Genomic DNA, 22193 nt, shown 5'->3' with positions numbered 1-22193 from the left:
CATTTCTACATTGTCGCATAAATCCCACTAAAAGTACCGCCACAAAATTTTCCTAAAACAATAAAAACCACTGCCATTGAAAGTGGCAGCAGACAGCGTGTCGAAAAAACAGAAGACGAAGAAATGGTAAAGTATTTTAGAGGGTTTATTTACTTATATGTCCAAAATCCACAAAACTATCAGTGAAAAGAGAAGTTGATGGATGGATGGTATCGGGGAAAAGCACAGAAAATATTTCAGGAATCACTCGATAAAATGAGCTTGTTAATGCAGAAATACGGCGTAGAAAAACCTTCTTTAGATTTACGATTGATGAAAGCACGATGGGGTTTAGCATTAGTAGATAAAAATACAATACTTTTGAATACGGAACTAATTAAAGCTCCCAAACATTGCATCGACTATGTTGTTCTGCATGAGCTGATTCATTTTAAATACAACGACCATAGCGATAACTTTTATAAAATGTTATATACTCTTATGCCCGATTGGGAAAAACGGAAAACAATACTCGATGAAGAGATTGTCCAAGAACTTTAACTACATGACTTGACAACAAGATACGAAGGAAAGACAGTTTCTAATTGGATTAGAGCTGCCTTTTTTTATTGAAATGATGTAAAAATATCATGCTCTTTTCAGTTTGGTTATACGCGAGTGTTCATGTAGATTTTCAACCCAATAAAATTCATAATAATAATTAAGTACCTCAAACCGAGTATTTGATTATGAAAGTATCGAATAAAAAAGCAGAAAAAGTCAAAAATTTTTGTTTATAGGATAGTAAAATTTAAGTAAGAACAAGGGGGGAGGTAAATTGAGATATATAGAAGGTATTCGAACAGCAATTGATTACATTGAGGATAATCTGAAAAATAGTATTTCGTTAGAAGACATTGCGAAGATGGTAGGATATTCTATGTATCACTTTCATCGAATATTTCAATCTTACGTAAAAGAATCAGTAAGCGAGTATATACGAAGGAGACGATTAACAAAAGCTGCATGTGATCTTCTATATACTAATTCGAGAATCATAGATATTGCTCTTGAATACCAATTTGAAACTCAGGAGTCTTTTACAAGAGCCTTCAAAAAAATGTTTCAGGTTACACCGGGAGTGTATCGCAAACAACAGAAACGAGTGCTGATAAGAGAAAAACAACGACTAACAGGACAAAATCTACTTTATATTTATGGAGGTGTTATGATGAATCCGAGAATTGTTGTAAAAGATGAATTTTCAGTTGTAGGATTAACATGCTCGACTACACTATCAGAAAGTAAAGTTCCATTGCTATGGGAAGAATTCCATACTAGAGTCCGAGAAATAAAAAACAGGGTCTCACCAAATGTAATGATGGGCATCAGTGAATTTTCAATGAACCATATAAATGAAGAATTCACGTATATGGCTTGTGTCCCTGTAAAAGACATAACTACTATTCCAAAAAAAATGGTATCTAAAATCATTCCTAAAAGAGAATATGTAGTGGTTACCCATAAAGGAAAGCTAGAGGATTTAGGGCAAGCTTTTGATTATATCTACGGTAGTTGGCTCCCGAAATCAGGTTATGATTTAGAAGAAGCAGATGATTTTGAGATTTATGATGAGCGATTTAAAGGAGCAAATGATGAAGAGTCCGAAGTAGATATTTATATTCCCATAAGAAGAACAAAAAAGTAAGCATCCACACTGTAAAAGATATAGCCTCATCCAATGAATGAGGTTTATCTTCAACTAATCGCGTTAGTTTAATAATTCCAAAAGAGTGCTAAACCTTCTTGGAATAACCCCCTCTGTTAGGATAGATGCCGTAGACAACTTTAGTGTATAGTTTAACTAACACACGGAGGTTGATCGACATGAAAAGTAATAATGGTAAACGCTATACGGAGGAGATGAAAAAGGCATTCTCAATAGAATGATGCTCCCTAATAATGAATCTGTAAGTCAGCTAAGTAAAGAGCTTGGAATCACAGAACCCACTCTATATAAGTGGAGGAAAGAAGCCAGAATAGCCGTAAACCATACTCCCGGTGAAGGACAAAGTTCTGAACAATGGAGCAGTGAAGATAAGTTCCTGGTAGTTATGGAAACATATACTATGAATCAAGCGGATTTAGCAGAGTATTGTCGGAAAAAAGGTCTATATAAAGAACAAATAAAAAAGTAGCTGAATATATTAGGGAGTGGTTTGATTTGGGACAGGAATTAGGGGGGTTTACCAACTAGCTGATCAAGACAAAATATTAAAGACACTTGTTCATAAGTATTATGGATTACGGATTATGTGCATTCCGGATTTATTTGAAGCATTGGTATGGGCGATTATGGGACAACAAATTAATTTAACATTTGCTTATACATTAAAAAAACGCTTTGTTGAACAATATGGCGAATCAATAAGGTTTGAGGGAGAAAAGTTTTGGTTATTTCCTTCATTTGAAAAAATAGCTTCCATACACGCTGATGATTTAAGGAAGCTTCAATTTACGAATAGGAAGGCAGAATATATTATTGGTATTGCTCAAGCTATGACAGATGGCGAATTAGACAAAGAGTTATTGCTTTTGAAGAATAATTATCAACAAATCAAAAAATCATTAATGATGATAAGAGGTATTGGAGCATGGACGGCAGATTATGTGATGATGAAATGCTTGCACATACCCTCCTCATTTCCAGTGACCGATGTCGGACTTCATAATGCCTTAAAGAAGCTATTAGATCTTGAGAGAAAACCGACCATAGAAGAAATAAAGATGTATGCAGCAGATTGGGAAGGTTGGCAGGCATATACAACCTTTTATCTTTGGAGGTCCTTATATGACAATTAGACATAAATTGGATTATGAATCACCAATTGGTGTAATCGAAATAATTGGCACGAATGAAGCCATCCACTCAATTTCGTTTTCTGAAAAAGATAAAAAGCAGAATTTTTTACAAGCCGAAACTCCTCCGGTTTTAGCAGAATGCTATACTCAACTTGACGAATACTTTAAAGGGGATCGTCGTGACTTTTCATTCCCATATCATTTCGAAGGGACTGACTTTCAAAAAAGAGTATGGGAAGCTTTAATAGAAATCCCCTATGCGGAAACGGGTTCCTATAAGGATATTGCTATTTCCATTGAGAATGAAAAAGCAATCAGAGCAGTTGGGAGTGCAAATGGGAAAAACAAGTTAAGCATTGTCATTCCATATCACAGAGTAATCGGTTCTAATGGGAAATTAACTGGTTATGCGGGAGGTCTGTGGAGAAAAGAATGGTTGCTTCAACATGAGAAGTCCTGTAAAAGGAACATAAGCAGCTTGTAAGATCTAAAGTACCTAATTTAGAACTGTTACGGAGAACCTTTTCACAAGTAAGTGAGGTTTATTAGGAACAAAAAAACAAGCCAAAAACCTCAAGATATGTATAAAAACATGCATATTTTTTGTACCTATTTTGCGGCGACTTTGTACCTATTTAAGATTTTATTTTTATATTCGTTTTAAGGTTATTAACATATCAGTATATTATGCGCATAATACGTTTTAGAAAATAAAAAAGGACTACGGTCAGCAGTCCATTTATTCAAGTCACACAATATTTATTAATGCGTCTATTTTTGTACGGACCCCATCCAAAACATTTGAGTTAACATGCCCAAACTTTTTTTGATGATACTTTTTGAAAGAGTATATACTTTGTCTGCTCTTACTGCAGATGTAACTTTTAGTTCACTCTCATTTAAATCTTTTGATTCAATAATAACTGAATAGTCAAGGTCAGTTAAATGTGAGGTAATCGCTACAACTACTATGTCCTCAGTCATTCTGTTGTAATTATCATTTGAAATAATTAGTATAGGTCGTTGTTTTCTATTTGTTAAATCACTAAATGGAATTGGAATTAAAACAATATCACCTTGTTTATACATTATTCCAGACCTCATCATCGATATCATTTTCCCAAAAATCAAGGCTACTTTCGCTAGCCTTTGTTAAATCGCCAGATAGTCCTTTTTCCTTTTTTAATTTTATACATTCAGCAAAATCTAAAATTTTTGCGATCTCTTGTTCAGGTATTTCATCAATAATTTTAAGCAAACGTTCCTTGGCTGTATTCATTTTCATTCACCTCTTCCAAGAATAGTTTATGGTATTATACCACCTGATTTTTCCAAAAACCTATTGATAAAATTAATAATCTGATTGGTTCCCACACCCAAGGGAAATGTTGCTTTCCTCATTTGAACTTCAAAAGGTGGAGGTAAATATGCTTAAAGAAGTCTGTGTAGAGAATTTTACGAATGTCCCCGAATTAATTGCTAAAGGGGCTGGCAGGATTGAGCTTTGTGATAACCTTGCAGTTGGAGGGACAACAGTAAGTCACGGTGTAGCGGGAGTAACTATTAACTACTGCCACAGTAAAAACATTAAGGTTATGAGCATGATAAGGCCAAGAGGCGGGAATTTTGTTTATAGTAAAGAAGAAATAGAAATGATGAAGTGGGATCTTGTCCATTTGAAGGAAATAGGGACAGATGGAGTAGTCCTAGGTTGTTTAAATGACACTGGCTGGATTGATGAAGAGTCTATGATCACCTTACTAGATTTAGCAAAAGGACTAGAGATAACCTTTCACATGGGGTTTGACCACATAAGCCCTGGAAATCAGTTTCAAGCGATTGATTGGTTGGCGGAACACGGGGTAAATCGAATCTTAACCCATGGAGGTCCGTTACATACGAAGATTGAGGATAACCTAGTCAGGCTGAAGGAATATATAGACTATGCAGATAGTAGAATCATTATCCTCCCTGGTGGCGGAATAACAAATAAGAACCTTCATTTAATCACATCTGCAATAAATATTGGAGAGGTTCATGGCACAAGAATAGTCGATTGAAAGGGTAATGAAAACTGTGTATTAATAAACCTAAATCAGATACTTAGTGGTGAACCATATCACAAATAGAGGCCGTTTTTTTACAATAAATTGTAATATGCTCCTTGTTTTTCTGGAAAAAGCAAGGATAAAGCAATTCATGCGAACAGTAATTTACGTTATAATATAATTTTAAAAGGGGGTGCTTACAGATGGAGAATCACATACGATTGTCTAGTACTTCTGCCACTCATGCAAAGCCTATTATTGGAAAGGCGATACTTTGCATGGGGCGAAACATTTAATTTATCGCTGAAAAGCTTTTCTAATATTTTGGCTTTGCACCTTATTTTTTCAAAATCAAAATAAGGGGCGGGCAAAAATGAAATATGTTAATGCAAACAAAGTTTTACCTGAAAAGCTAATCGTGGAAATTCAAAAATATGTCCAGGGGGAAATCGTTTATATTCCAAAGCAGGAGTCTCAGTATCAAAAATGGGGAACTTCAAGCGGTGGAAGACAGATGCTTGACCGCCGCAATGCTGCCATTAGAAATTCTTTTAGGAGTGGAAGCAGTATCTGGCAACTGGCTGAGGAATATTACCTTTCAACTGAAACGATTAAGAAAATAGTTTATTCACATAAAAAGTAGAAGAACAGCGCTGGTGGAAATATTCCATCAGTGCTGTTCTTCTGTACAGGCTCTTTTCTCAAAGATTGAACAAAAAAATATTAGACAATACAGTTGTTTATGCTGTCTATTTGTTGAAAAAACGGAGAAAAGTGCTACTCAAACTATGCGTATCACATGCCTAATATGAAACGGAATGGCCGGTATTAAGACATTCCAGAGCCACAGTCCGTTCGAAAACAGCCTATGTAAAAAACGTTTCTAAGTCATTTTCTCCATGTTAGAAGTTAGCTACACTGTTTAAAATAAGAGAGATAGCAGCAAATTGATTGGAGATAGATGTGATGACAGAAAAATTTATTAAAAATGAACAGTTAAATTTTATAAAAAAACAGGTTGCTTTAATTAAGGACAGCAAACAAAAGAACGTACCCCAAAACGTTTTGGCTTCTGTGATTGACTTAGCCAATGCTAAAATCCTGGACCTCTTTCCAAACGCAACACTAGGACAACAGGAAATGCTAGATCTTTCCAGACTTAAAACAGATAACGAATATGAGCAATACATCCGGCGTCTTTCGGACTTTTTGCTGTCTTTCCCACAACTCACCGAGCAGCAGCTCAAAAAAATGTTTCCGAAGCAAAAAAAATTAAAGCTACCTGATTTAGCAAATATAGACCACAGCCAGCTGACCTATTTGAGCTGGAATGACCTCAGAGCTAATAAAAAGTTTATTGTCTATGAACTGGATGGAAAATTAGTTGGCATTGAATGCGAATTTACACCGACTAGCAAAAAAAATCTTTGTTCATTTTGTAATTGTTTTGGTGAGGTTGCCTATTTCTCTACCGTCACAAAAGCAAAAAAACCCAAAAATCCGGATTATTACAAAGCCATTGGTAATCTTATTTGCGCTGACAGCAGCGAATGTAATAAAAAGATAACTAATGTTGAATATTTAACAACATTTTTTAAAGACTCACTGGGAATATGAAAACTAAATCTTAGTGCTTCTATTTTAGAAAGAGGCACTAAGATTTAGTTATAAAAGGTGTATCTCTTAGGTAGCATTAATCCAATGATATTTCTACCAATCCTTTGGCTCATAGTTTAACTCTCTAAATAATTGAGTTCGCTCTTTCTTGGATAAATCTCTCCATTGTCCAGGAGGAAGATTGCCCAAATGAATATTCATGATTCGGGTTCTCTGCAATCTGTAAACCTCGTATCCTAATTCAGCGCACATCCGGCGAATTTGGCGATTGAGCCCCTGGGTTAAGATGATTCGGAAATCAAATTTAGATAATTGTGTTATTTTACAAGGAAGTGTTTTTGTACCTAGAATTTTGACACCCTCTGACATCTTCTTCAAGAATTCAGGAGTAATGGGCTTGTCCACGGAAACAATATATTCCTTCTCATGCTTACCTTCAGAACGTAGAATTTCGTTAACAATGTCGCCATCGTTCGTAAGAAGTATCAAGCCCTCTGAATCTTTATCCAGGCGTCCAATATTAAATACTCTTAATGGATGGTTGACCAAATCAACAATGTTACCCTTAACTCCTTTTTCCGTTGTACTAGTGATGCCTACAGGTTTATTTAAGGCAATATAGACATTATTCCTTGCTACCCGAATAGGATTTCCATCTACTCGAACGTCATCCCCTGGGTTAACTTGGCTGCCTATGGTTGCGCGTTTCCCATTAATCGTAACTCGCCCATCGGTAATTAATTTATCAGCACCTCGTCTAGATGCTTTTCCAGATTCGCTAACATATTTATTAATACGCATATTGACACATCCTTAATCAGAGGATAGTTTTATTAGATACTTAACTATACTGTATTTTAAGGATGAATCACAAACTATTATTTAGATATAACGGATAAAAGTTTTTTATCTTTGGAGGTCCTTATATGATACAAATACATAAATTAGATTATGAATCACCAATTGGCATAATTGAAATAATCGGCACTAGTGAAGCAATCTGTTCAATTTTATTTTCCGAGAAGGGTAAAAAGGAAAATCCTTTACTAGCCGACACTCCTCCAGTTTTAGCAGAATGCTATACCCAACTGGACGAATATTTTAAGGGCAAGCGCCAAGAATTTACATTCCCATACCAATTTGAAGGGACGGACTTTCAAAAAATAGTGTGGGAAGCGTTAAAAGAAATCCCTTATGCTACAACAGGATCTTATAAGGATTTAGCTGTTTCCATCGGGAATGAGAAGGCGATCAGAGCAGTAGGAAATGCCAATGGTAAAAACAAGTTAAGTGTTGTCATTCCATGTCATAGAGTAATTGGTTCAAATGGGAAATTGACTGGTTATGCAGGCGGCCTATGGAGAAAGGAATGGCTGCTTCAACATGAGAAGGCTTGCAAAGATAATTAACAGGACAGAATTGACTAACAACGATATTCAGATTGAGGGGAAGAAGCTTTCTGAACTTGTGTATGGTTGGGAAAATATTGAGGATATATTTTAATCCTCCTCTTGGACTAACTAGAATAATGTGGATGCTTCATTCTTTTAAACGAGAAGAAATATTAAAGAGAGCTTATTAAATTGAAGGAGACCGTTTATATTATTTTAACGGGCTCCTATTGTTTTCTTAAACTTGTACTTCACTCATCAATGCATGAATATTATCTTCAGTATCTTTAAAAAATACCATCCATGTTTCTATTTGTCCCATTTTCGCTACGACATGTGGCTCATCGATAAAGATAACTTTATTATCTACTAAATGATCATAAGTGGCTTTAATATTATGTACTTGAAAATAAATAACTGAACTAGAATGAGAAAATTCGTCTTTTTCTGGGAGGGATAACATGAGCCTCAATCCGTTGCTTTCAAAGAAAGCCATCCTATCAGTGTTAAATAAAAGAGAGAGACCTAATTTCTCTTTATAAAAATCTACTGCTCTATTTAAGTCTTTAACAGGTACACCAATTTGTCCGATTTTTTGAATCATGTTTGTTTCCATCATCGATAACTCCTTTCTAATAATATTTCTAGATATTTTGCTAATAAGGTTGGATGAACCGTTAAAAACAACTTTCATAAGCTCTATCTTTATCTTAACATATAATTTCAATTTTCTTTTAATTACATGCGTTATCTGAGGTGAAGTTCTACCTTATGGATGGCTAGTAGGGCAGGGAGTAGATTCTGCACGAATCAACATTTCCATAAACAATGTAAATAAAAAGGATACAGTCTTTTCTAAAGAAAAGTCCTGTATCCTTTTTTACATGGCCAGTTTTTAGAAACATACTAACAGCACACTACATGACCCTTGGTCTGTGCTGCTAGTATGTTTTTTTTACATAATAATAGATTTTAAATTTCTGAATCTCTCGGGTGACCAATATTCATATAGGAATGCTCCTAAAAAAATTGACATATAGATTCTTGTGATATACAGTTAAGTAAAGTTAACTAAACTTAATAAGTTTTATAATAGGAGTTGTGATTATTGAGGCTGTTTGAAGGGATTTTGATTGTAGTTCATATTTTGTGGCTTTTTTCTTTTTTGATTAGATTTGATGCAAAGGTAAAAATAATCACTAATATCACTGCACTTATCTTTTTGATGATTCATTTGGGATTTGAGGGTTATCGATGGCAAATGGGATTAACCTATATTCTATTTATTTTTTTGACTGTATTTACATTGAAATCATTCATACAGAGGAATGCAGAAAAAGCTATAGTTGAAAGCATGAAAAATAAAAGGAAGGACAAAAAGTATTTATATATTTTGTTTATTATCATTTACTCACTCGGCAGTTTTGGTTTAGTCACTGTCATGCCTGTATTTCAACTTCCAAAGCCTGCAGGTCCTTTTGAAGTAGGTATGAACTCAAGGCATTTGATAGATGAATCGAGACATGACTCAGAACAAAACGTTCGGGAATTGATGATACAAATATGGTATCCAGCAGAGGTGGAAGATGATGTGAAGGATATTCATTATGAATCCTTTCCTTACGAAGAATGGTCGGGAACGATGGAATTCATTTTTTCTGCTCCACGCTTCTTATTTGAGTATTTAAAGTATGGGCAAACTAACAGCATAAAAGATGTAGCTGTTTCCAATCAAGAAGATAAATTTCCGGTTCTTTTATTTTCTCATGGATATGGCAGTACTAGAATGCAAAGCTTTTCCCAAATGGAGGAATTGGCAAGTCACGGATACTTTGTTGTCAGTGTTGACCATACAAATGATGCAGCCTTTACAAAGTTCCCAGATGGACGGGAAATCATGAATCAGACAGACGCATATTCTTATTCCTTTGATATCGAAGATGAGACAGATGTTAAAAGGCGATCTAGAGATATGAGCTATGTACTTGATCAATTAGCAACAATAAATGATAAGGATCCTCAAGGTTTGCTTACTGGAAAGATGGATATGGATAGAATCGGTATATTTGGTCATTCATATGGAGGTTCAACAGCTGCTCAAGCATTGTTGGATGATAGTAGGATCTCTGCAGGAATCAATATAGATGGGCCTTTGCATGAACCGGTAGCCAGCTCAGGATTTGAACAGTCTTTTATGTTTATTTTAGATGACGATTATCTTTATATACCTGATGAAGAAATTCAGTATACGAATATCACTCCAGAAGAATTTCAAAAGTATCATGATAAAATTACAGAGCTTGCTGATTTTCACTATAAAGAGGGAATAAAGGGCGATACTTTTATGCTTACTTTTATAGAAGGAGATCATTATACTTTTACAGATTTCCCTTTTCTCTCTCCTCTATTGTCATGGAATATTGATGTAAATCAGTTCCATCAAGTTATGAATCGGTATATTTTGGCCTTCTTTGATCACTATGTAAAAGGGGAAGAGCCTGATTCATTACTTAGGAAAGAGAAAAAAGAAGACAAGTTCTACTATTTTAGAGCCAATATTAAAAATCATTGATAGTTTAAAATAAGATTGGTCAGTTGTATCAAATTCTTTCGATTATCTTAACTTATCTTGTTTTTTAGTTCCAACAATCTTATTTAATGTTTCAAGAACATTTTCTAACTCTGCTAAGCTTGCTTTTGAATAATATTTTTCCACAAGAATATCGTCAATTTTTTTAAGAAGCTGATGGAACTCTTTACCCCTATCCCCAAGATAAATAAAGGTTTTTCTACGGTTTATTGAATTTTCTTGACGATATATCATTTTCATTTCTTCAAGCTTTGAAATTACTTGGCTAACTGCACTTTTTGAAATCTCAAAGTGATTTGCAATATCATTCGCAATTACTGGTTCATTACGAATGATATAACACATAATAATTTCTTGTTGAGGGGTTAAGTGGAAATTCCCTAATTCCTCAACCTCTTTCGTTTCTTTTAAAACTAACAATTTGAACTGCTCAAATTGTTGATTGATTTTGTCTATTAGTATTAAATAATCCTTCACAGATTTATCATCCCTAGTTCATTTTGAAAGTTCATTGTTAAGTTAATTTTGCTTAACTATTATATATTTGTCAATATTGGGTGATAGGGTAAATTTAAGGCAATGGAATGAATTCCGCACAAATCAAAATTGTCATCAACAAAGCAAAATAAAAAGGATACAGTCTATTTTAAAAAAAGAAAAGTCCTGTATCCTTTTTTTACATAGTCATTTCACCGTTGTCGTAGTTAAGTTGCCATTGGATTCCGAATTTATCTGTTACTTGCCCATAGAGCTTACTCCAAAAAGTTTCTTGCAGCTCCAATCCAACTGTACCGCCCTCTTTTAATTGTTCATACCAGGATTTTAAATCCTCCATATTTTTACTAATTAGAGCGAGTGTAACGTTGTCCCCAATAGCATATGGTTGACCTGGGAAGTTATCTGAAAACATAACATTGCTTCCATCGATGTTAAGACGCGCATGCATGACTAAATTCTTTGCCTCCTCAGGAAGCGGGAATTCTGGATTTTGTGGAGATTCACCGAATGTCATAATTTGTGGTGTTTCTGTTTTAAACACTTTCGCATAAAATTCAATTGCTTCGCGGCAATTGCCATTAAAAACAAGATAAACTTCAACAGCCATTCTTTCCACCCCTTAACAAAGTAATATGTTCAAATCCTATTCTATCCGATTATTTCCATTATAGACCAGCTTTTGTGCAAATATTTCCTGAGAAAAATCAAATGTTCACGACCATATTATTGACCCACATGGAACTGTATTTTCAAATAAGGGGGAGATTGGCGATTCATTTTCAGAAAAATGTTATGATAGATGCAATATGCCTTCAGGAGATGGAAAATCTATGAAAATTCCAATTTTGTTTGAAGATAATCATCTGCTTTTGGTAGAAAAGCCAATTAATATTCCTGTACAAGCAGATAGTAGTGGGGATCTTGATCTGTTAACGATATTAAAAAATGATCTAAAAAGCCGCTATCAAAAACCTGGTAATGTATATTTGGGACTTGTACACCGCCTCGACCGTCCCGTTGGTGGTGCCATGGTGTTTGCAAAGACTTCTAAGGCCGCTTCTAGATTATCGGATATGATTCGTAAGAATGTGATTGAACGGAATTATCTTGCGGTTGTTCACGGAAAACCAGACAAGAAAGGAGGACAGCTGGTCCATTATTTACATAAGGATACTCGGAAGAATAAAGTGTCCGTTGTTTCTTCTAATCATTCACATGCTAAAAAAGCAGTGCTAGATTACGAGGTTATCGAATCAAAAAATGGATTTAGTCTGCTTTCTGTGAATCTTCACACCGGGAGACCTCATCAAATACGAGTTCAATTGTCAGCAATGGGCAACCCAATTTTTGGGGATCAAAAATATAGAGGGCATCTACAAAAGCCAGGCCAACAGCTTGCACTTTGGGCCCATTCGCTTTTTTTCGAGCATCCTGTAAGGAGGGAACCGGTAGGGGTTTATTCATTGCCTCCTAATCGTTACCCTTGGAATCTATGGGGGACTTTGACTGGGGAAAACAAATATCTCAATCTTATCGGTCATCATGCAAAATAGCAGAGGTAAAATGGATGAGTATAAATTCTGCAAATCATTTAATACCTTATCATAAAGATGATGTAGAAAGGTTGTTGAAATCCTCCTCACCTTATACTTTTATAATGCTGTTTTCGCACGGATTGTGGTTCTGGAATGTCCTTAATACCGGCCATTCCATTTCATACTAGGCGTGCGATACGCATAAATTGAGTAGCACTTTTCTCCGTTGTTTCTACAGATAGACTGCATAAACAAGAGTTTTGTCTAATTATTTTTTGTTCAAAAGCAACAATGTTTGAGAAAAGAGCCTTTATAATTGAATGGAAGTAGGTGTTTTATGGAGATCATCGCATTTATAATAATTATTTTAGTCGCTTCCGTCCTTCAGACGAGTACAGGATTTGGATTTTCAATTTTGGCTACTCCTTTTCTTCTTTTACTATTTGAACCCATTGAGGCCATTCAAATCAATTTAATATTGTCTTTATTTATTTCAGGTGCATTAATAATGAAAATTAGAAAGGATATTGATTACGGAATCCTTAGAAGGTTTGTGGCAGGAAGTGTTTTTGGTCTGCCCATAGGGATTCTGAGCTTTTTGTTAATTGATATCAATAGATTGAAGTTGGGAATAAGCCTTATTATCATCGTATTAACAATCTTGCTCATCCTTAAGTTTCGAATGAACCAAAATAAGAAGAGAGACTTAATTGTTGGAGGACTTTCAGGATCACTGACAACAAGCATAGGGATGCCCGGGCCACCATTGTTATTATATTTTTCGGGAACAGGTACCCAAAAAGAAAAATTAAGAAGCACTACACTAGCCTTCTATTTATTTATATACTTTGTTAGTTTAATCATCCAAGTGACTTTCGCTAGAACAAGTAAGACAATTTGGGTTTCAAGTTTATGGGCGCTACCCTTGGTTTTTGTGGGGCTATTTTTGGGACAAATCCTATTTAAGCTGATTAATCAAACTGTTTTTCGCATATTTACATATATCATTTTATTGTTTACAGGGATTTATTTGCTGATTGATAGTTTAGGGATATGGTAGACAATAAGGTGTTTTTGCTTTGATACCTAAAAGAATTTTCCATAATTAGTGGTTATTCCGTAGAGAAAAAGCGAAAAAAATAACAGCACTCTTTGATGGAGAAGTGCTGTCTTCTTATTTTGAGATAAGCATGGATGAATGATTATTTTTCCTCTTGTGGTGAATTTCTTATGAATCCTCAACATGCATTGTAATGTTGCCTCTGTCATGACCCCAGCATAATGCATCATCTTATTGTTCACTGCCTCGTTTACAGCAAAAATGTAGTCGTTTGTGGCCAAGGATTTTAGAGTGTCAAGTCTTCCATCTTGTTTGACGGCTTGCCAAAAGTCTGATTTTTCCTTCGTTATGCCAGCATAGTCTGTATAATCGCTCTTAAGCTCAGTTCCCAAACCTAAAACGGTAAAGCTGTCTTTTTCTTCTAAAGTATAATTTGCCATAGTTAAAACCTTCCTTCTTTAGATTAATCAAATGGTTTGTTTTTACCTTTGATACGTTTATAATATCCTTAAATCATGTCAAAAAATGATACTGTTTAGGAGAACTCGATGAAAAAAGTTGAGCGAATTAATACGATCATGCGGTATATCAACAACCGCGCCCATTTTACTATTTCTGAAATCATGCAAGAATTTCATATTTCTCGTTCAACAGCGATTAGAGATATCAGAGAAATTGAAGCCATGGGAATGCCACTTGTCGCTGAAGTCGGAAGGGATGGGGGCTATTTTGTTATGAGCAACTCTGTCCTGCCAACTGTTCGCTTTACTGATAATGAGATCAAAGCTCTTTTTATTGCCTTTATGGCTACAAGAAATCAACAGCTCCCTTATCTAAAGAGTCGACAGTCTTTAGCTGAAAAATTACTCGGCCTTATCTCAGAAAGCCAGCAGGAGACTCTTGTGCTTTTAAATCAAATCTTGCTTTTTGAGGGGACAAACCCCAATAATCCTGATCTGCTGGATCTGTCGGACCTTCCCCATCCTATGTTAGAAAAACTTATTCAAATCCTTCTGTTGGATCGCTATTTATTGCTTACCATCAAAGAAGGGAAGGAAATTAAGTCTTACTCCATATATCTCTTACATCTTTATCGGGAAAAAAGCCTTTGGCTGATTGAAGGCTTTGACTTAAAGGAAGAGAAGAGACAAATCTTTCCCGTGGACCAGCTCACCGATGTTAAACCAAATCCGGTGAAAAAAAGTTTAAGTAAGAAAAAGATTTTAGAAAAAATACGTAAGCAGGAAGAAGCAAACAATCTTGTCCTTGAACTTGGTCCAAAGGCGATTGCCCAGTTCAAAAAATACCATCCTTTGAAAGTCTCTATTTCCTATACAAACCCTTATCAAACCACAGCCATTCTAAAGACTTTTATTAATGTTGATAATCCTGAAGAATTGAGCGAAATAATCAATTGGCTACTATTTCTTGGTGGGGAAATCAAGGTGAGGGAAGTGCCAGACGAAATCTTAGAAGGTTTACAAGAGAGATTACTTTTATTCTGCCCGTAAGCGGTGTTAGTTAAACCTAGACTGAACTATCAAAAACAGTTGAAAATTGAAATTAAATTACTACAAAAAGGTCCAATTCCAAAGAGTGGAATGTGGTTATTTCCCGTTGACAAATGATGTTATCAGTCCTATAATTTAAAATTATTCAGAAATAGTTATTAGTAAGAAGATAATTTAATAGTTAGCAAGCTATGATTGCTATGGATCACACTATAGCAGGAGCAGCTTCTGGAGAGACCGCTGGGGTTCAGCGGCGCCGAAGGGTTCACAATCTCAGGCAAAAGGACAGAAGAGTAATGAATATATATTTGTTATGCTGATCATCGTTAGCATAGCAAATTGTATTTGCTATTCTTAGACCTAAGAGATTGGAGAACATCCAATCTCTTTTTTTATTGGGTATTCTAATTGCTCATTATTTCGCATTCGATGAAACAACAAAACTTTTAGGGGGAGATAACATTGGGACAACAAGGATTAAAGAAGGATTTAGCAAGTCGGCATGTTCAACTAATTGCGATTGGCGGTACGATTGGTACAGGATTGTTCTTAGGATCAGGGAAAGCCATCCAATTGGCAGGACCATCGATCATATTTGCTTATTTAATCGTAGGTATCGCTCTCTTTTTTGTGATGAGGGCGCTTGGGGAACTCCTGTTGTCTAAAGCTGGCTATCAATCGTTTACAGATATTGCCCAAGACTATCTAGGACCTCGAATCGCATTTGTAACCGGGTGGACGTATTGGTTTTGTTGGATTATGACGGCTATGGCAGATATTATTGCAGTCGGTGTGTATGTAAGGTATTGGTTTGATATTCCGCAATGGATACCTGCTGTCATCTGTTTGATTATTCTATTAGGATTAAATCTACTAACTGTAAAGCTTTTTGGGGAATTGGAGTTTTGGTTTGCTTTAATAAAGGTCATTACGATTCTCTTATTAATTGGTATTGGAGTGATCATGTTAGTAATGGGCTCCAAGACAGATGCCGGAATGGTGACGATGAATAATCTTTGGGAGCATGGGGGACTATTTCCGAATGGAATCTCAGGTTTCCTACTGTCATTCCAAATGGTAGTCTTTGCTTATGTCGGTGTGGAATTAGTCGGTGTATCGGCAGCGGAAACAGCTAATCCAGAAAAAAACATCCCAGCGGCCATTAATAAAATTCCTTTTAGAATTCTTTTATTCTACGTTGGCGCACTTATCGTTCTATTATCAATTAACCCATGGACGGAACTCAATGCTGCAGAAAGTCCTTTTGTCAAAACGTTTAGCTTAGTGGGGATTCCATTGGCAGCAGGGATTATTAATTTTGTCGTCCTAACTTCTGCCGCTTCTGCTTGTAATAGCGGAATGTTTTCAACAAGCAGGATTCTCTATAATTTAAGCAATAATGGACAGGCATCATCCCAATTGGCAAAACTAAATAAAAATCATGTCCCGGGTAATGCGTTATGGATATCCACGATTGTTGTGTCAGTCGGTGCTCTATTAAGTAAGTTCATTCCGGAACAAGCCTTTGGAATCGTGACAACTATTAGTGCCATTTGTTTCATTTGGGTTTGGAGTGTGATTCTAATCTGCCATATAAGGTATAAGAAAGGGCGTCCGCAATTACGAGCAAAATCAACATTTAAAGCACCCTTTACACCATTTGTAAATTATGTAGTCCTTGTGATGTTTGCTGTGATCCTTGTGATTATGATGGTTGCTGAGGAAACACGTCCAGCCTTGTTGTTGACGCCTTTATGGTTTGTTCTCCTATTTACTTTGTATTCATATAGGAGAAAAAGAGAACAAAATATTAAGTTATCAGCCTAGATTCAGTACCAATTACCCCTAATTCAATGTATAAAAGGGGGCATCAAAAACGAAGGTAGAACATACGGTTTAGTAAACGTCAGGTAATTTTTAGAATTTTATTCAAGAGGTTTAAAAAACGTATGATTCTACCAAAATTCGACAATTTTTGATAACTAAATTTTCTAAAAAATATGAAAAATAGGTATACAATCATAAAAAGAGAAAGTATAATGTATATAAACTTAGTTAATTAAATTTATAAAGATAGTTATTTTCTAAGAAAGTGAGAAGGGTTATGCAACGAGGGACATTTGAATACATGAAATCAGTGAATAAATCAATCATCCTAAATAAGATTCGATTGTCCGGTTCTATTTCGCGAGCAGATATTGCAAGAGAATCCGGGATCACCCCTCCCACCGTGAGCACGATAGTGAAAGAGTTGATTCATGAAAATTTGGTGGTAGAAAGTCATCTTGGTGAATCGATAGGGGGGAGGAAACCAACACTGCTTCAATTAAAGGAGGATGGCTACTATGTGATTGGGATAGATGCCGGTTCTAATCGGATAAAAGGGATTATCAGTGATTTAGTAGGCGGCATTTATAGCCGGGCTGAAGTGGAAATTCATCCAAATATCACGAAAGAGGAATTTCTGAATAGTTTGTCCGAGGTCGTCGAACAAGTATTGAAGGACTATGGTCAGCATAAAGATAAGATTCTGGGTATCGGTGTAGCGATGCATGGGATCATCGATATTGAAACGGGTACCTCCCTTTCTTCTGTCAATTCCGGTTTAATAAATGTTCCAATAAAAAAAACGTTGGAGAAGAAATTTGACTTACCGGTTATCGTGGAAAATAATTCACGGGCGATGACGTTAGGAGAGTACTGGTTTGGAAATGGAGGGGCTACCAAGCGGTTTGCAGTCATTAATATTGGTCGCGGAGTGGGGTCTGGCTTAATTGTTGACAATAAGTTGATCCATGGTGCTCAGGGTGTAAATGGTGAAATTGGTCATGTATCTATTTCGTTGGATGGTGAAAGATGCAGCTGTGGCAACATTGGATGCTTTGAAACCTTTGTTACTGGTGATGCCATTGTTCGTAGGGCAAAAAAGTCAATATCGAATGCACCAGAAGATTTAACTGCAGAAGAAGTCTATCGCTTAGCAAAACAAGGAAGAAAAGAGTACATTCAGGTGCTGGAGGAAACGGGTAAATTTATCGGTATCGGCATTGTGAACTTCATTCATACAGTCAATCCCAATAAGATTGTGTTAGGCGGAGGGGTTTTGAAGAGCAAGGAGTTCTTATTACCGAGCATTCTGCAAACCATTAGTGAACGGGTCCTGATCGACAAGCTTAGAGAGGAAACGGTTATTGAAGTGAGTAAGCTAGGTGATGATATAACCATCCTTGGAGCGGCGGCATTATTGCTGAATGAATTGTTCTATTGTTACATCGTATAAAAGTACAAGTTTCATAGACTGATCAAAGGGGTTTTGTAAGCGGTATCACGGTGTTGTTTTATTATTAATGGGCCGGGCATATGTTATTTTTCGGTCAAGTTTTGAAGGGAGGGATGCGATGGAAAGTAAACTAAAGATGATATTGAAAGACACCCCGGATTTGACCCAATATGTGTATTGATCAAATGTTTTTAAATTCCTTTTAGGGAGGTATTTCAATGCAATTTTTAATAGCGTGGTTAGAAAAATATTTTCTACCTATTGCAGGCAAAATCGGGGGCCAAAAGCATCTAATTGCTTTGAGGGATGCATTTATTGGAACGCTCCCAGCAACGATGGCTGGTTCAGTAGCTGTAATGCTTAATGCTCTTTTAAGAGATTTGCCTCCGGGTTTGATCGACGGCTACGACGGAAATAGCATACCAGTCATTAGAGAAATTATTGTAGTGAATGGATATGTATGGAATGGAACCCTTGCCATTGCTGGTTTAATCTTTGTGTTTTCGTGGGGATATAATATTGCCAAAGCCTATGGAGTGAACGAGTTATCTGGAGGGATTGTTTCAACAGCGGCTTCGATTGCCGGGATTACGTTTTCTTTCTCCGGTGGAATATCTGGATTGAACTTGGATGCCGCCACTGTAGAGGCGATAAATGCCGCAGGCTGGTCTGCAACTAATGAAGGGATTACAGCAGCAGGCTGGGGCTGGCTCCCATTGAACAACTTGGATGCCAATTTCTTCTTTACTGCGATGATTATTGGTTTTGTTGCTACGATGATCTATGTTAAATTGATGTTAAAAGACATCACAATCAAGTTGCCAGATTCAGTTCCACCGGCCATTTGGAAAGCATTTGCATCAATCATTCCGGCAACTGTTGCCCTATATGTTGTTGCTATTTTCTATTTCATATTCTCCAAGATCGTACCAGATATGACGTTCTTACAATGGCTACAAAAAACAGTTGCTCAGCCACTTCTTGGACTATCTCAAGGGTTTGGGGCAGTTATCCTTATTACCCTATTTGTTCAGCTGTTCTGGTTCTTTGGAATCCATGGGCCGAACGTTCTAGCACCAATCTTGGAAGGGGTCTTCGGGGTTGCACAATTGGATAACGTGAACCTATTCCAAAAAGGTGGAGCTGAAATGGTCCTTTCTGAGGGATACATGTGGGTTCGTGGCTCCTTTGATGCTTATGTTTGGTATGGCGGCTCCGGCGGAACAATTATTTTAATATTGGCACTTCTCCTCTTTTCCAAGCGGAAGGATTACCGGACTGTTGCCAATTTGTCCGTAGGGCCTGGAATTTTCAATATCAATGAACCGATTATGTTCGGGTTACCAATTGTCTTGAACCCATTAATGTTTTTCCCATTCTTACTTGCACCAGTCGTGTCTGTCTCGATTGGTTACTGGGCGACCATGTGGGGATGGGTTAATCCGGTTTCTGTAGCAGTACCATGGGTTACTCCACCGTTCCTGTTATCCTTCATGGCCACGGGGGCGGATTGGCGAGCACCAATTGTTACATTAGTTTCCATGCTAGCATCATTCGTCATCTGGATTCCATTTGTCATTGCGGCAAATAAGATGGCTCCAGATTCAGGACATGATGACAAAATAGTTTCAGATTTAGGCCATGATAACAAGTCATTATAAGAACAACACTTAAAATGGGGGGGGCTGCTTCCATTGTGAAGCGGCTCACCCATCTCTATCATAAGGAAAGGAACAGTGGAAATGATTGAAATAAGCGCAGCAGTACATCAGGATAAAATTATTGAACTATTAAACCATTATAACGAAGATGGGGTTCAATTTTCTTTTAAAGAAAAAAAGGGCATCAATTTATATTTTGAAACAAATTTGGAAGATTTGGAAAGAGCATCGAAGCTGGTAAGTTCAGCCATTAAATCTCAGCCATGGGGTACGGTTCTTTATTTCCGTTCTGCCCCAGCCAAATAAAAAGGATGATGAACATGGGTAAACGAGGTTTATTTCTTCTTAGTATTGGCTGTCTTCTATTACTATTTAGCGCAAATGCTAAGACAGGGAAGTACGATATTCTCAATCTGACTACCGCACTCTTACTTATTATAGTTAGTACGTTTATCCTTATTAGGGAAAAGAAGAGAAATAAAACGGAAAAAGATTAGGTGAATTGAATGGAAATAGTAAGAAAAATGAAGGTTCCCGTTGAATTTTTTTACGAGACCATTATTAATTCAGTTTTGTCGGATATCCATTCCCAAACGGGAAAAAAAATACCGGAAAAGCAGCTAGCAGGATTCGAATATATAAAGAAGTTCTCAAAAAATTCTAAGGCAACCATTCGAATTGAGGAAATTACAAAAAATAAGTCTTATCATTATCGAACAACGACTAATAAAAATGACTTTTTGGTAGCTTATGAGATCCGTCCACTTAAGGATGGGAATTGTGAACTGCATTATATAGAAAAAGTGGAATCCTTTGGCTTTCTTCAAAGTATAAATGATACGTTCGTAGGCATTATTTGGTCTCCACTGAAAAAAAGAAGGTTCAAAGAAATGCTTAACCAAATAGAAGCGGCTTATTTACAGGAAGTCGATAAAAAGTGACGTTCATTGCCGAAAAGGAGGAAGAACAAAATGGGCCTCGGTGTATCTATTTACCCTGAAAAAAGTACTTTTAAACAAAATAAAGAGTATCTTGATCTTGCTAGGAAATTTGGTTTCACAAGAATTTTTACGAGTTTATTAGAAATTGATGATGATGCGGAAGAAGTGATCAATAAATTCAAACGAATCATTGAATATGGCAATTCTATTGGAATGGAGACTATTTTGGATATCAACCCTGGGTTATTTGAACAACTAAATATTAGCTATGATAACCTCGGCTACTTTAAAGATTTAGGAGCGGCTGGGATTCGTTTGGATATTGGTTTTTCAGGATATGAGGAATCCTTAATGACAAAGAATCCATATCATTTGAAAATCGAAGTAAATATGAGCAGTGGTACCAACTACATTGAAAGTATCATGAGCTTCCATCCAAATAAGAGTAATTTCTGCGCCTCACATAACTTTTATCCGCAAAAATACACAGGTATTTCACAGTCTCATTTTGAAGCGACGACCGCACAATTTACGAAATACAATATCCATACCGCAGCCTTTGTTACTTCCCAAGAGGGGGAGCTCGGTCCATGGCCTGTGCAAACAGGCTTGTGTACATTAGAGCAGCATCGATACCTAAATATCCATACACAGGTTACCCATTATCGATTAATGGACAATATTCATGATTTATTAATTGGTAATGCCTTTGCAACAGAAGAGGAATTAAAAGCGATGTCTGAGGCATTTTTAAGTCCACATCCAAGCTTTGAAGTTGAGTTGAATGAAGGTGCTACTGAGCTAGAAAAGAAAATCCTTTTTGATGAGGTCCACGTATATAGAGGTGACCGTTCGGAATATATGATTCGTTCGACCTCGACACGAATTAAATATAAGGATCAAAGTATTCCGGCCCATCATGCGGAGCCGATCAAAAGGGGAGATATTTTAATTTGTAATGATGATTTTGGTCAATACAAAGGTGAAACCCAAATCGCTCTACAGGATATGGAGAACGATGGAAATCGAAATATCGTTGGGCGCATTAAAAAGGACTCTATCTTTTTATTAGATTACTTGAAGCCTTGGTCAACATTTAAGCTCTTACCTTAATATGAATAGTTAGCTTCCTCGCTATTTAGTGTTTAGTTTAAAATTTCATAAAGCAGTCTATACTGGGTAAAAACTATTAGATACCCTAGGAGTTGATAGCTTTATGA

At 36.3% G+C, this 22193-nt stretch carries 25 protein-coding genes, 1 pseudogene and 1 riboswitch; of the genes and pseudogenes, 19 read left to right on the top strand and 7 right to left on the bottom strand.

Features of this window, described 5'->3' with window-relative positions:
* Nucleotides 1-198 precede the first annotated feature (198 nt).
* The 4 genes and pseudogenes from J2S07_RS20505 to J2S07_RS20490 all read left to right on the top strand — a co-directional run bounded on the left by J2S07_RS20505 (nt 199) and on the right by J2S07_RS20490 (nt 3325).
* Nucleotides 199-540 (top strand): YgjP-like metallopeptidase domain-containing protein, encoded by a 342-nt coding sequence (locus J2S07_RS20505; RefSeq protein WP_307152269.1) that lies wholly within the window; start codon nt 199-201, stop codon nt 538-540.
* Nucleotides 541-817: 277 nt separating this feature from the next.
* The gene (locus J2S07_RS20500) at nt 818-1687 is read left to right on the top strand and encodes an AraC family transcriptional regulator (protein ID WP_066230863.1); all 870 of its coding nucleotides are present in this window, start codon (nt 818-820) and stop codon (nt 1685-1687) included.
* 498 nt (nt 1688-2185) lie between these two features.
* A pseudogene (locus tag J2S07_RS20495) lies at nt 2186-2841 on the top strand (DNA-3-methyladenine glycosylase family protein).
* Nucleotides 2831-3325 (top strand): methylated-DNA--[protein]-cysteine S-methyltransferase, encoded by a 495-nt coding sequence (locus tag J2S07_RS20490; RefSeq protein WP_307152268.1) that lies wholly within the window; start codon nt 2831-2833, stop codon nt 3323-3325. The pseudogene J2S07_RS20495 and the gene J2S07_RS20490 overlap by 11 nt, the downstream one beginning before the upstream one ends.
* A gap of 287 nt (nt 3326-3612) precedes the next feature.
* On the opposite strand, the gene J2S07_RS20485 is transcribed toward J2S07_RS20490, so the two are convergent.
* Both J2S07_RS20485 and J2S07_RS20480 read right to left on the bottom strand, forming a co-directional pair.
* Nucleotides 3613-3930, bottom strand: coding sequence for a type II toxin-antitoxin system PemK/MazF family toxin (locus J2S07_RS20485; protein ID WP_307152267.1), 318 nt, complete (start codon nt 3928-3930; stop codon nt 3613-3615).
* Entirely contained in the window at nt 3923-4120 is a 198-nt protein-coding gene (locus J2S07_RS20480; RefSeq protein ID WP_307152266.1) for a DUF2281 domain-containing protein, read from the bottom strand. The genes J2S07_RS20485 and J2S07_RS20480 overlap by 8 nt, the downstream gene beginning before the upstream one ends.
* 148 nt (nt 4121-4268) lie before the next feature.
* Here J2S07_RS20480 and J2S07_RS20475 point away from each other — a divergent pair, with 148 nt between their 5' ends.
* From J2S07_RS20475 to J2S07_RS20465, 3 genes are all read left to right on the top strand, one after another.
* Complete coding sequence (locus J2S07_RS20475) at nt 4269-4901, top strand: copper homeostasis protein CutC (RefSeq protein ID WP_307152265.1); 633 nt, start codon at nt 4269-4271, stop codon at nt 4899-4901.
* Between the two features lie 361 nt (nt 4902-5262).
* Nucleotides 5263-5532, top strand: coding sequence for a CD3324 family protein (locus J2S07_RS20470; RefSeq protein ID WP_307152264.1), 270 nt, complete (start codon nt 5263-5265; stop codon nt 5530-5532).
* Between the two features lie 323 nt (nt 5533-5855).
* Entirely contained in the window at nt 5856-6506 is a 651-nt protein-coding gene (locus tag J2S07_RS20465; protein ID WP_307152263.1) for a FusB/FusC family EF-G-binding protein, read from the top strand.
* Nucleotides 6507-6599: 93 nt separating this feature from the next.
* Here the strand turns inward: J2S07_RS20465 and rluF are convergent, their stop codons facing one another.
* Nucleotides 6600-7307 (bottom strand): 23S rRNA pseudouridine(2604) synthase RluF, encoded by a 708-nt coding sequence (gene rluF, locus J2S07_RS20460; RefSeq protein WP_307152262.1) that lies wholly within the window; start codon nt 7305-7307, stop codon nt 6600-6602.
* A 125-nt stretch (nt 7308-7432) separates the two neighbouring features.
* On the opposite strand from rluF, the gene J2S07_RS20455 reads away from it, so the two are divergent.
* The gene (locus tag J2S07_RS20455; protein ID WP_307152261.1) at nt 7433-7915 is read left to right on the top strand and encodes a methylated-DNA--[protein]-cysteine S-methyltransferase; all 483 of its coding nucleotides are present in this window, start codon (nt 7433-7435) and stop codon (nt 7913-7915) included.
* A 220-nt stretch (nt 7916-8135) separates the two neighbouring features.
* On the opposite strand, the gene J2S07_RS20450 is transcribed toward J2S07_RS20455, so the two are convergent.
* Complete coding sequence (locus J2S07_RS20450; protein ID WP_307152260.1) at nt 8136-8513, bottom strand: VOC family protein; 378 nt, start codon at nt 8511-8513, stop codon at nt 8136-8138.
* Between the two features lie 513 nt (nt 8514-9026).
* Here J2S07_RS20450 and J2S07_RS20445 point away from each other — a divergent pair.
* The gene (locus J2S07_RS20445; protein ID WP_307152259.1) at nt 9027-10469 is read left to right on the top strand and encodes an alpha/beta hydrolase family protein; all 1443 of its coding nucleotides are present in this window, start codon (nt 9027-9029) and stop codon (nt 10467-10469) included.
* Nucleotides 10470-10511: 42 nt separating this feature from the next.
* On the opposite strand, the gene J2S07_RS20440 is transcribed toward J2S07_RS20445, so the two are convergent.
* On the bottom strand, nt 10512-10964 hold the full coding sequence (locus J2S07_RS20440) for a MarR family winged helix-turn-helix transcriptional regulator (RefSeq protein ID WP_307152258.1): 453 nt from the start codon (nt 10962-10964) through the stop codon (nt 10512-10514).
* Nucleotides 10965-11163: 199 nt separating this feature from the next.
* Complete coding sequence (locus tag J2S07_RS20435; RefSeq protein WP_307152257.1) at nt 11164-11592, bottom strand: VOC family protein; 429 nt, start codon at nt 11590-11592, stop codon at nt 11164-11166.
* Nucleotides 11593-11815: 223 nt separating this feature from the next.
* Between J2S07_RS20435 and J2S07_RS20430 the strand changes: the two genes are divergently transcribed.
* Entirely contained in the window at nt 11816-12538 is a 723-nt protein-coding gene (locus J2S07_RS20430; RefSeq protein ID WP_307152255.1) for an RluA family pseudouridine synthase, read from the top strand.
* A gap of 319 nt (nt 12539-12857) precedes the next feature.
* Entirely contained in the window at nt 12858-13580 is a 723-nt protein-coding gene (locus J2S07_RS20425) for a sulfite exporter TauE/SafE family protein (protein ID WP_307152254.1), read from the top strand.
* Between the two features lie 26 nt (nt 13581-13606).
* Here the strand turns inward: J2S07_RS20425 and J2S07_RS20420 are convergent, their stop codons facing one another.
* Nucleotides 13607-14020 (bottom strand): effector binding domain-containing protein, encoded by a 414-nt coding sequence (locus tag J2S07_RS20420; RefSeq protein ID WP_307152253.1) that lies wholly within the window; start codon nt 14018-14020, stop codon nt 13607-13609.
* Between the two features lie 108 nt (nt 14021-14128).
* On the opposite strand from J2S07_RS20420, the gene J2S07_RS20415 reads away from it, so the two are divergent.
* The 8 genes from J2S07_RS20415 to J2S07_RS20380 all read left to right on the top strand — a co-directional run bounded on the left by J2S07_RS20415 (nt 14129) and on the right by J2S07_RS20380 (nt 22086).
* Complete coding sequence (locus J2S07_RS20415) at nt 14129-15091, top strand: helix-turn-helix transcriptional regulator (RefSeq protein WP_307152252.1); 963 nt, start codon at nt 14129-14131, stop codon at nt 15089-15091.
* 218 nt (nt 15092-15309) lie between these two features.
* A riboswitch (glycine riboswitch) is annotated at nt 15310-15390 on the top strand.
* A 163-nt stretch (nt 15391-15553) separates the two neighbouring features.
* Nucleotides 15554-16918: an amino acid permease gene (locus J2S07_RS20410; RefSeq protein ID WP_307152251.1), complete on the top strand. Its 1365-nt coding sequence runs from the start codon at nt 15554-15556 to the stop codon at nt 16916-16918.
* Nucleotides 16919-17219: 301 nt separating this feature from the next.
* Nucleotides 17220-18371 carry an ROK family transcriptional regulator gene (locus J2S07_RS20405; protein WP_307152250.1) on the top strand — a complete coding sequence of 384 codons (1152 nt, stop codon included), beginning with the start codon at nt 17220-17222 and terminating at the stop codon, nt 18369-18371.
* Between the two features lie 218 nt (nt 18372-18589).
* Nucleotides 18590-20032: a PTS sugar transporter subunit IIC gene (locus J2S07_RS20400; protein ID WP_307152249.1), complete on the top strand. Its 1443-nt coding sequence runs from the start codon at nt 18590-18592 to the stop codon at nt 20030-20032.
* An 81-nt stretch (nt 20033-20113) separates the two neighbouring features.
* Nucleotides 20114-20338 (top strand): hypothetical protein, encoded by a 225-nt coding sequence (locus tag J2S07_RS20395; protein WP_307152248.1) that lies wholly within the window; start codon nt 20114-20116, stop codon nt 20336-20338.
* Between the two features lie 14 nt (nt 20339-20352).
* Nucleotides 20353-20529 carry a DUF3188 domain-containing protein gene (locus J2S07_RS20390; protein WP_307152247.1) on the top strand — a complete coding sequence of 59 codons (177 nt, stop codon included), beginning with the start codon at nt 20353-20355 and terminating at the stop codon, nt 20527-20529.
* Nucleotides 20530-20538: 9 nt separating this feature from the next.
* Nucleotides 20539-20973, top strand: a complete 435-nt coding sequence (locus J2S07_RS20385) for a DUF3284 domain-containing protein (RefSeq protein ID WP_307152246.1) — start codon at nt 20539-20541, stop codon at nt 20971-20973.
* A 30-nt stretch (nt 20974-21003) separates the two neighbouring features.
* The gene (locus tag J2S07_RS20380) at nt 21004-22086 is read left to right on the top strand and encodes a DUF871 domain-containing protein (protein ID WP_307152245.1); all 1083 of its coding nucleotides are present in this window, start codon (nt 21004-21006) and stop codon (nt 22084-22086) included.
* Nucleotides 22087-22193: the final 107 nt, after the last annotated feature.

Origin of the sequence: Anoxybacillus andreesenii (assembly GCF_030813005.1) — a bacterium.
GTDB lineage: Bacteria > Bacillota > Bacilli > Bacillales > Cytobacillaceae > Robertmurraya > Robertmurraya andreesenii.
This window is presented reverse-complemented; position numbering and strand designations above follow the sequence as displayed.

Bases quoted from the DNA above. Each gene is read 5' to 3' on its own strand.
- J2S07_RS20385 (WP_307152246.1), top strand. From the start codon at position 20,539: ATGGAAATAGTAAGAAAAATGAAGGTTCCCGTTGAATTTTTTTACGAG.
- J2S07_RS20490 (WP_307152268.1), top strand. From the start codon at position 2,831: ATGACAATTAGACATAAATTGGATTATGAATCACCAATTGGTGTAATC.
- J2S07_RS20435 (WP_307152257.1), bottom strand. From the start codon at position 11,592: ATGGCTGTTGAAGTTTATCTTGTTTTTAATGGCAATTGCCGCGAAGCA.
- J2S07_RS20470 (WP_307152264.1), top strand. From the start codon at position 5,263: ATGAAATATGTTAATGCAAACAAAGTTTTACCTGAAAAGCTAATCGTG.
- J2S07_RS20480 (WP_307152266.1), bottom strand. From the start codon at position 4,120: ATGAATACAGCCAAGGAACGTTTGCTTAAAATTATTGATGAAATACCT.
- J2S07_RS20465 (WP_307152263.1), top strand. From the start codon at position 5,856: ATGACAGAAAAATTTATTAAAAATGAACAGTTAAATTTTATAAAAAAA.
- J2S07_RS20395 (WP_307152248.1), top strand. From the start codon at position 20,114: ATGATTGAAATAAGCGCAGCAGTACATCAGGATAAAATTATTGAACTA.
- J2S07_RS20420 (WP_307152253.1), bottom strand. From the start codon at position 14,020: ATGGCAAATTATACTTTAGAAGAAAAAGACAGCTTTACCGTTTTAGGT.
- rluF (WP_307152262.1), bottom strand. From the start codon at position 7,307: ATGCGTATTAATAAATATGTTAGCGAATCTGGAAAAGCATCTAGACGA.
- J2S07_RS20390 (WP_307152247.1), top strand. From the start codon at position 20,353: ATGGGTAAACGAGGTTTATTTCTTCTTAGTATTGGCTGTCTTCTATTA.
- J2S07_RS20430 (WP_307152255.1), top strand. From the start codon at position 11,816: ATGAAAATTCCAATTTTGTTTGAAGATAATCATCTGCTTTTGGTAGAA.
- J2S07_RS20380 (WP_307152245.1), top strand. From the start codon at position 21,004: ATGGGCCTCGGTGTATCTATTTACCCTGAAAAAAGTACTTTTAAACAA.
- J2S07_RS20505 (WP_307152269.1), top strand. From the start codon at position 199: ATGGATGGATGGTATCGGGGAAAAGCACAGAAAATATTTCAGGAATCA.
- J2S07_RS20405 (WP_307152250.1), top strand. From the start codon at position 17,220: ATGAAATCAGTGAATAAATCAATCATCCTAAATAAGATTCGATTGTCC.
- J2S07_RS20450 (WP_307152260.1), bottom strand. From the start codon at position 8,513: ATGGAAACAAACATGATTCAAAAAATCGGACAAATTGGTGTACCTGTT.
- J2S07_RS20485 (WP_307152267.1), bottom strand. From the start codon at position 3,930: ATGTATAAACAAGGTGATATTGTTTTAATTCCAATTCCATTTAGTGAT.
- J2S07_RS20455 (WP_307152261.1), top strand. From the start codon at position 7,433: ATGATACAAATACATAAATTAGATTATGAATCACCAATTGGCATAATT.
- J2S07_RS20475 (WP_307152265.1), top strand. From the start codon at position 4,269: ATGCTTAAAGAAGTCTGTGTAGAGAATTTTACGAATGTCCCCGAATTA.
- J2S07_RS20400 (WP_307152249.1), top strand. From the start codon at position 18,590: ATGCAATTTTTAATAGCGTGGTTAGAAAAATATTTTCTACCTATTGCA.
- J2S07_RS20415 (WP_307152252.1), top strand. From the start codon at position 14,129: ATGAAAAAAGTTGAGCGAATTAATACGATCATGCGGTATATCAACAAC.
- J2S07_RS20425 (WP_307152254.1), top strand. From the start codon at position 12,858: ATGGAGATCATCGCATTTATAATAATTATTTTAGTCGCTTCCGTCCTT.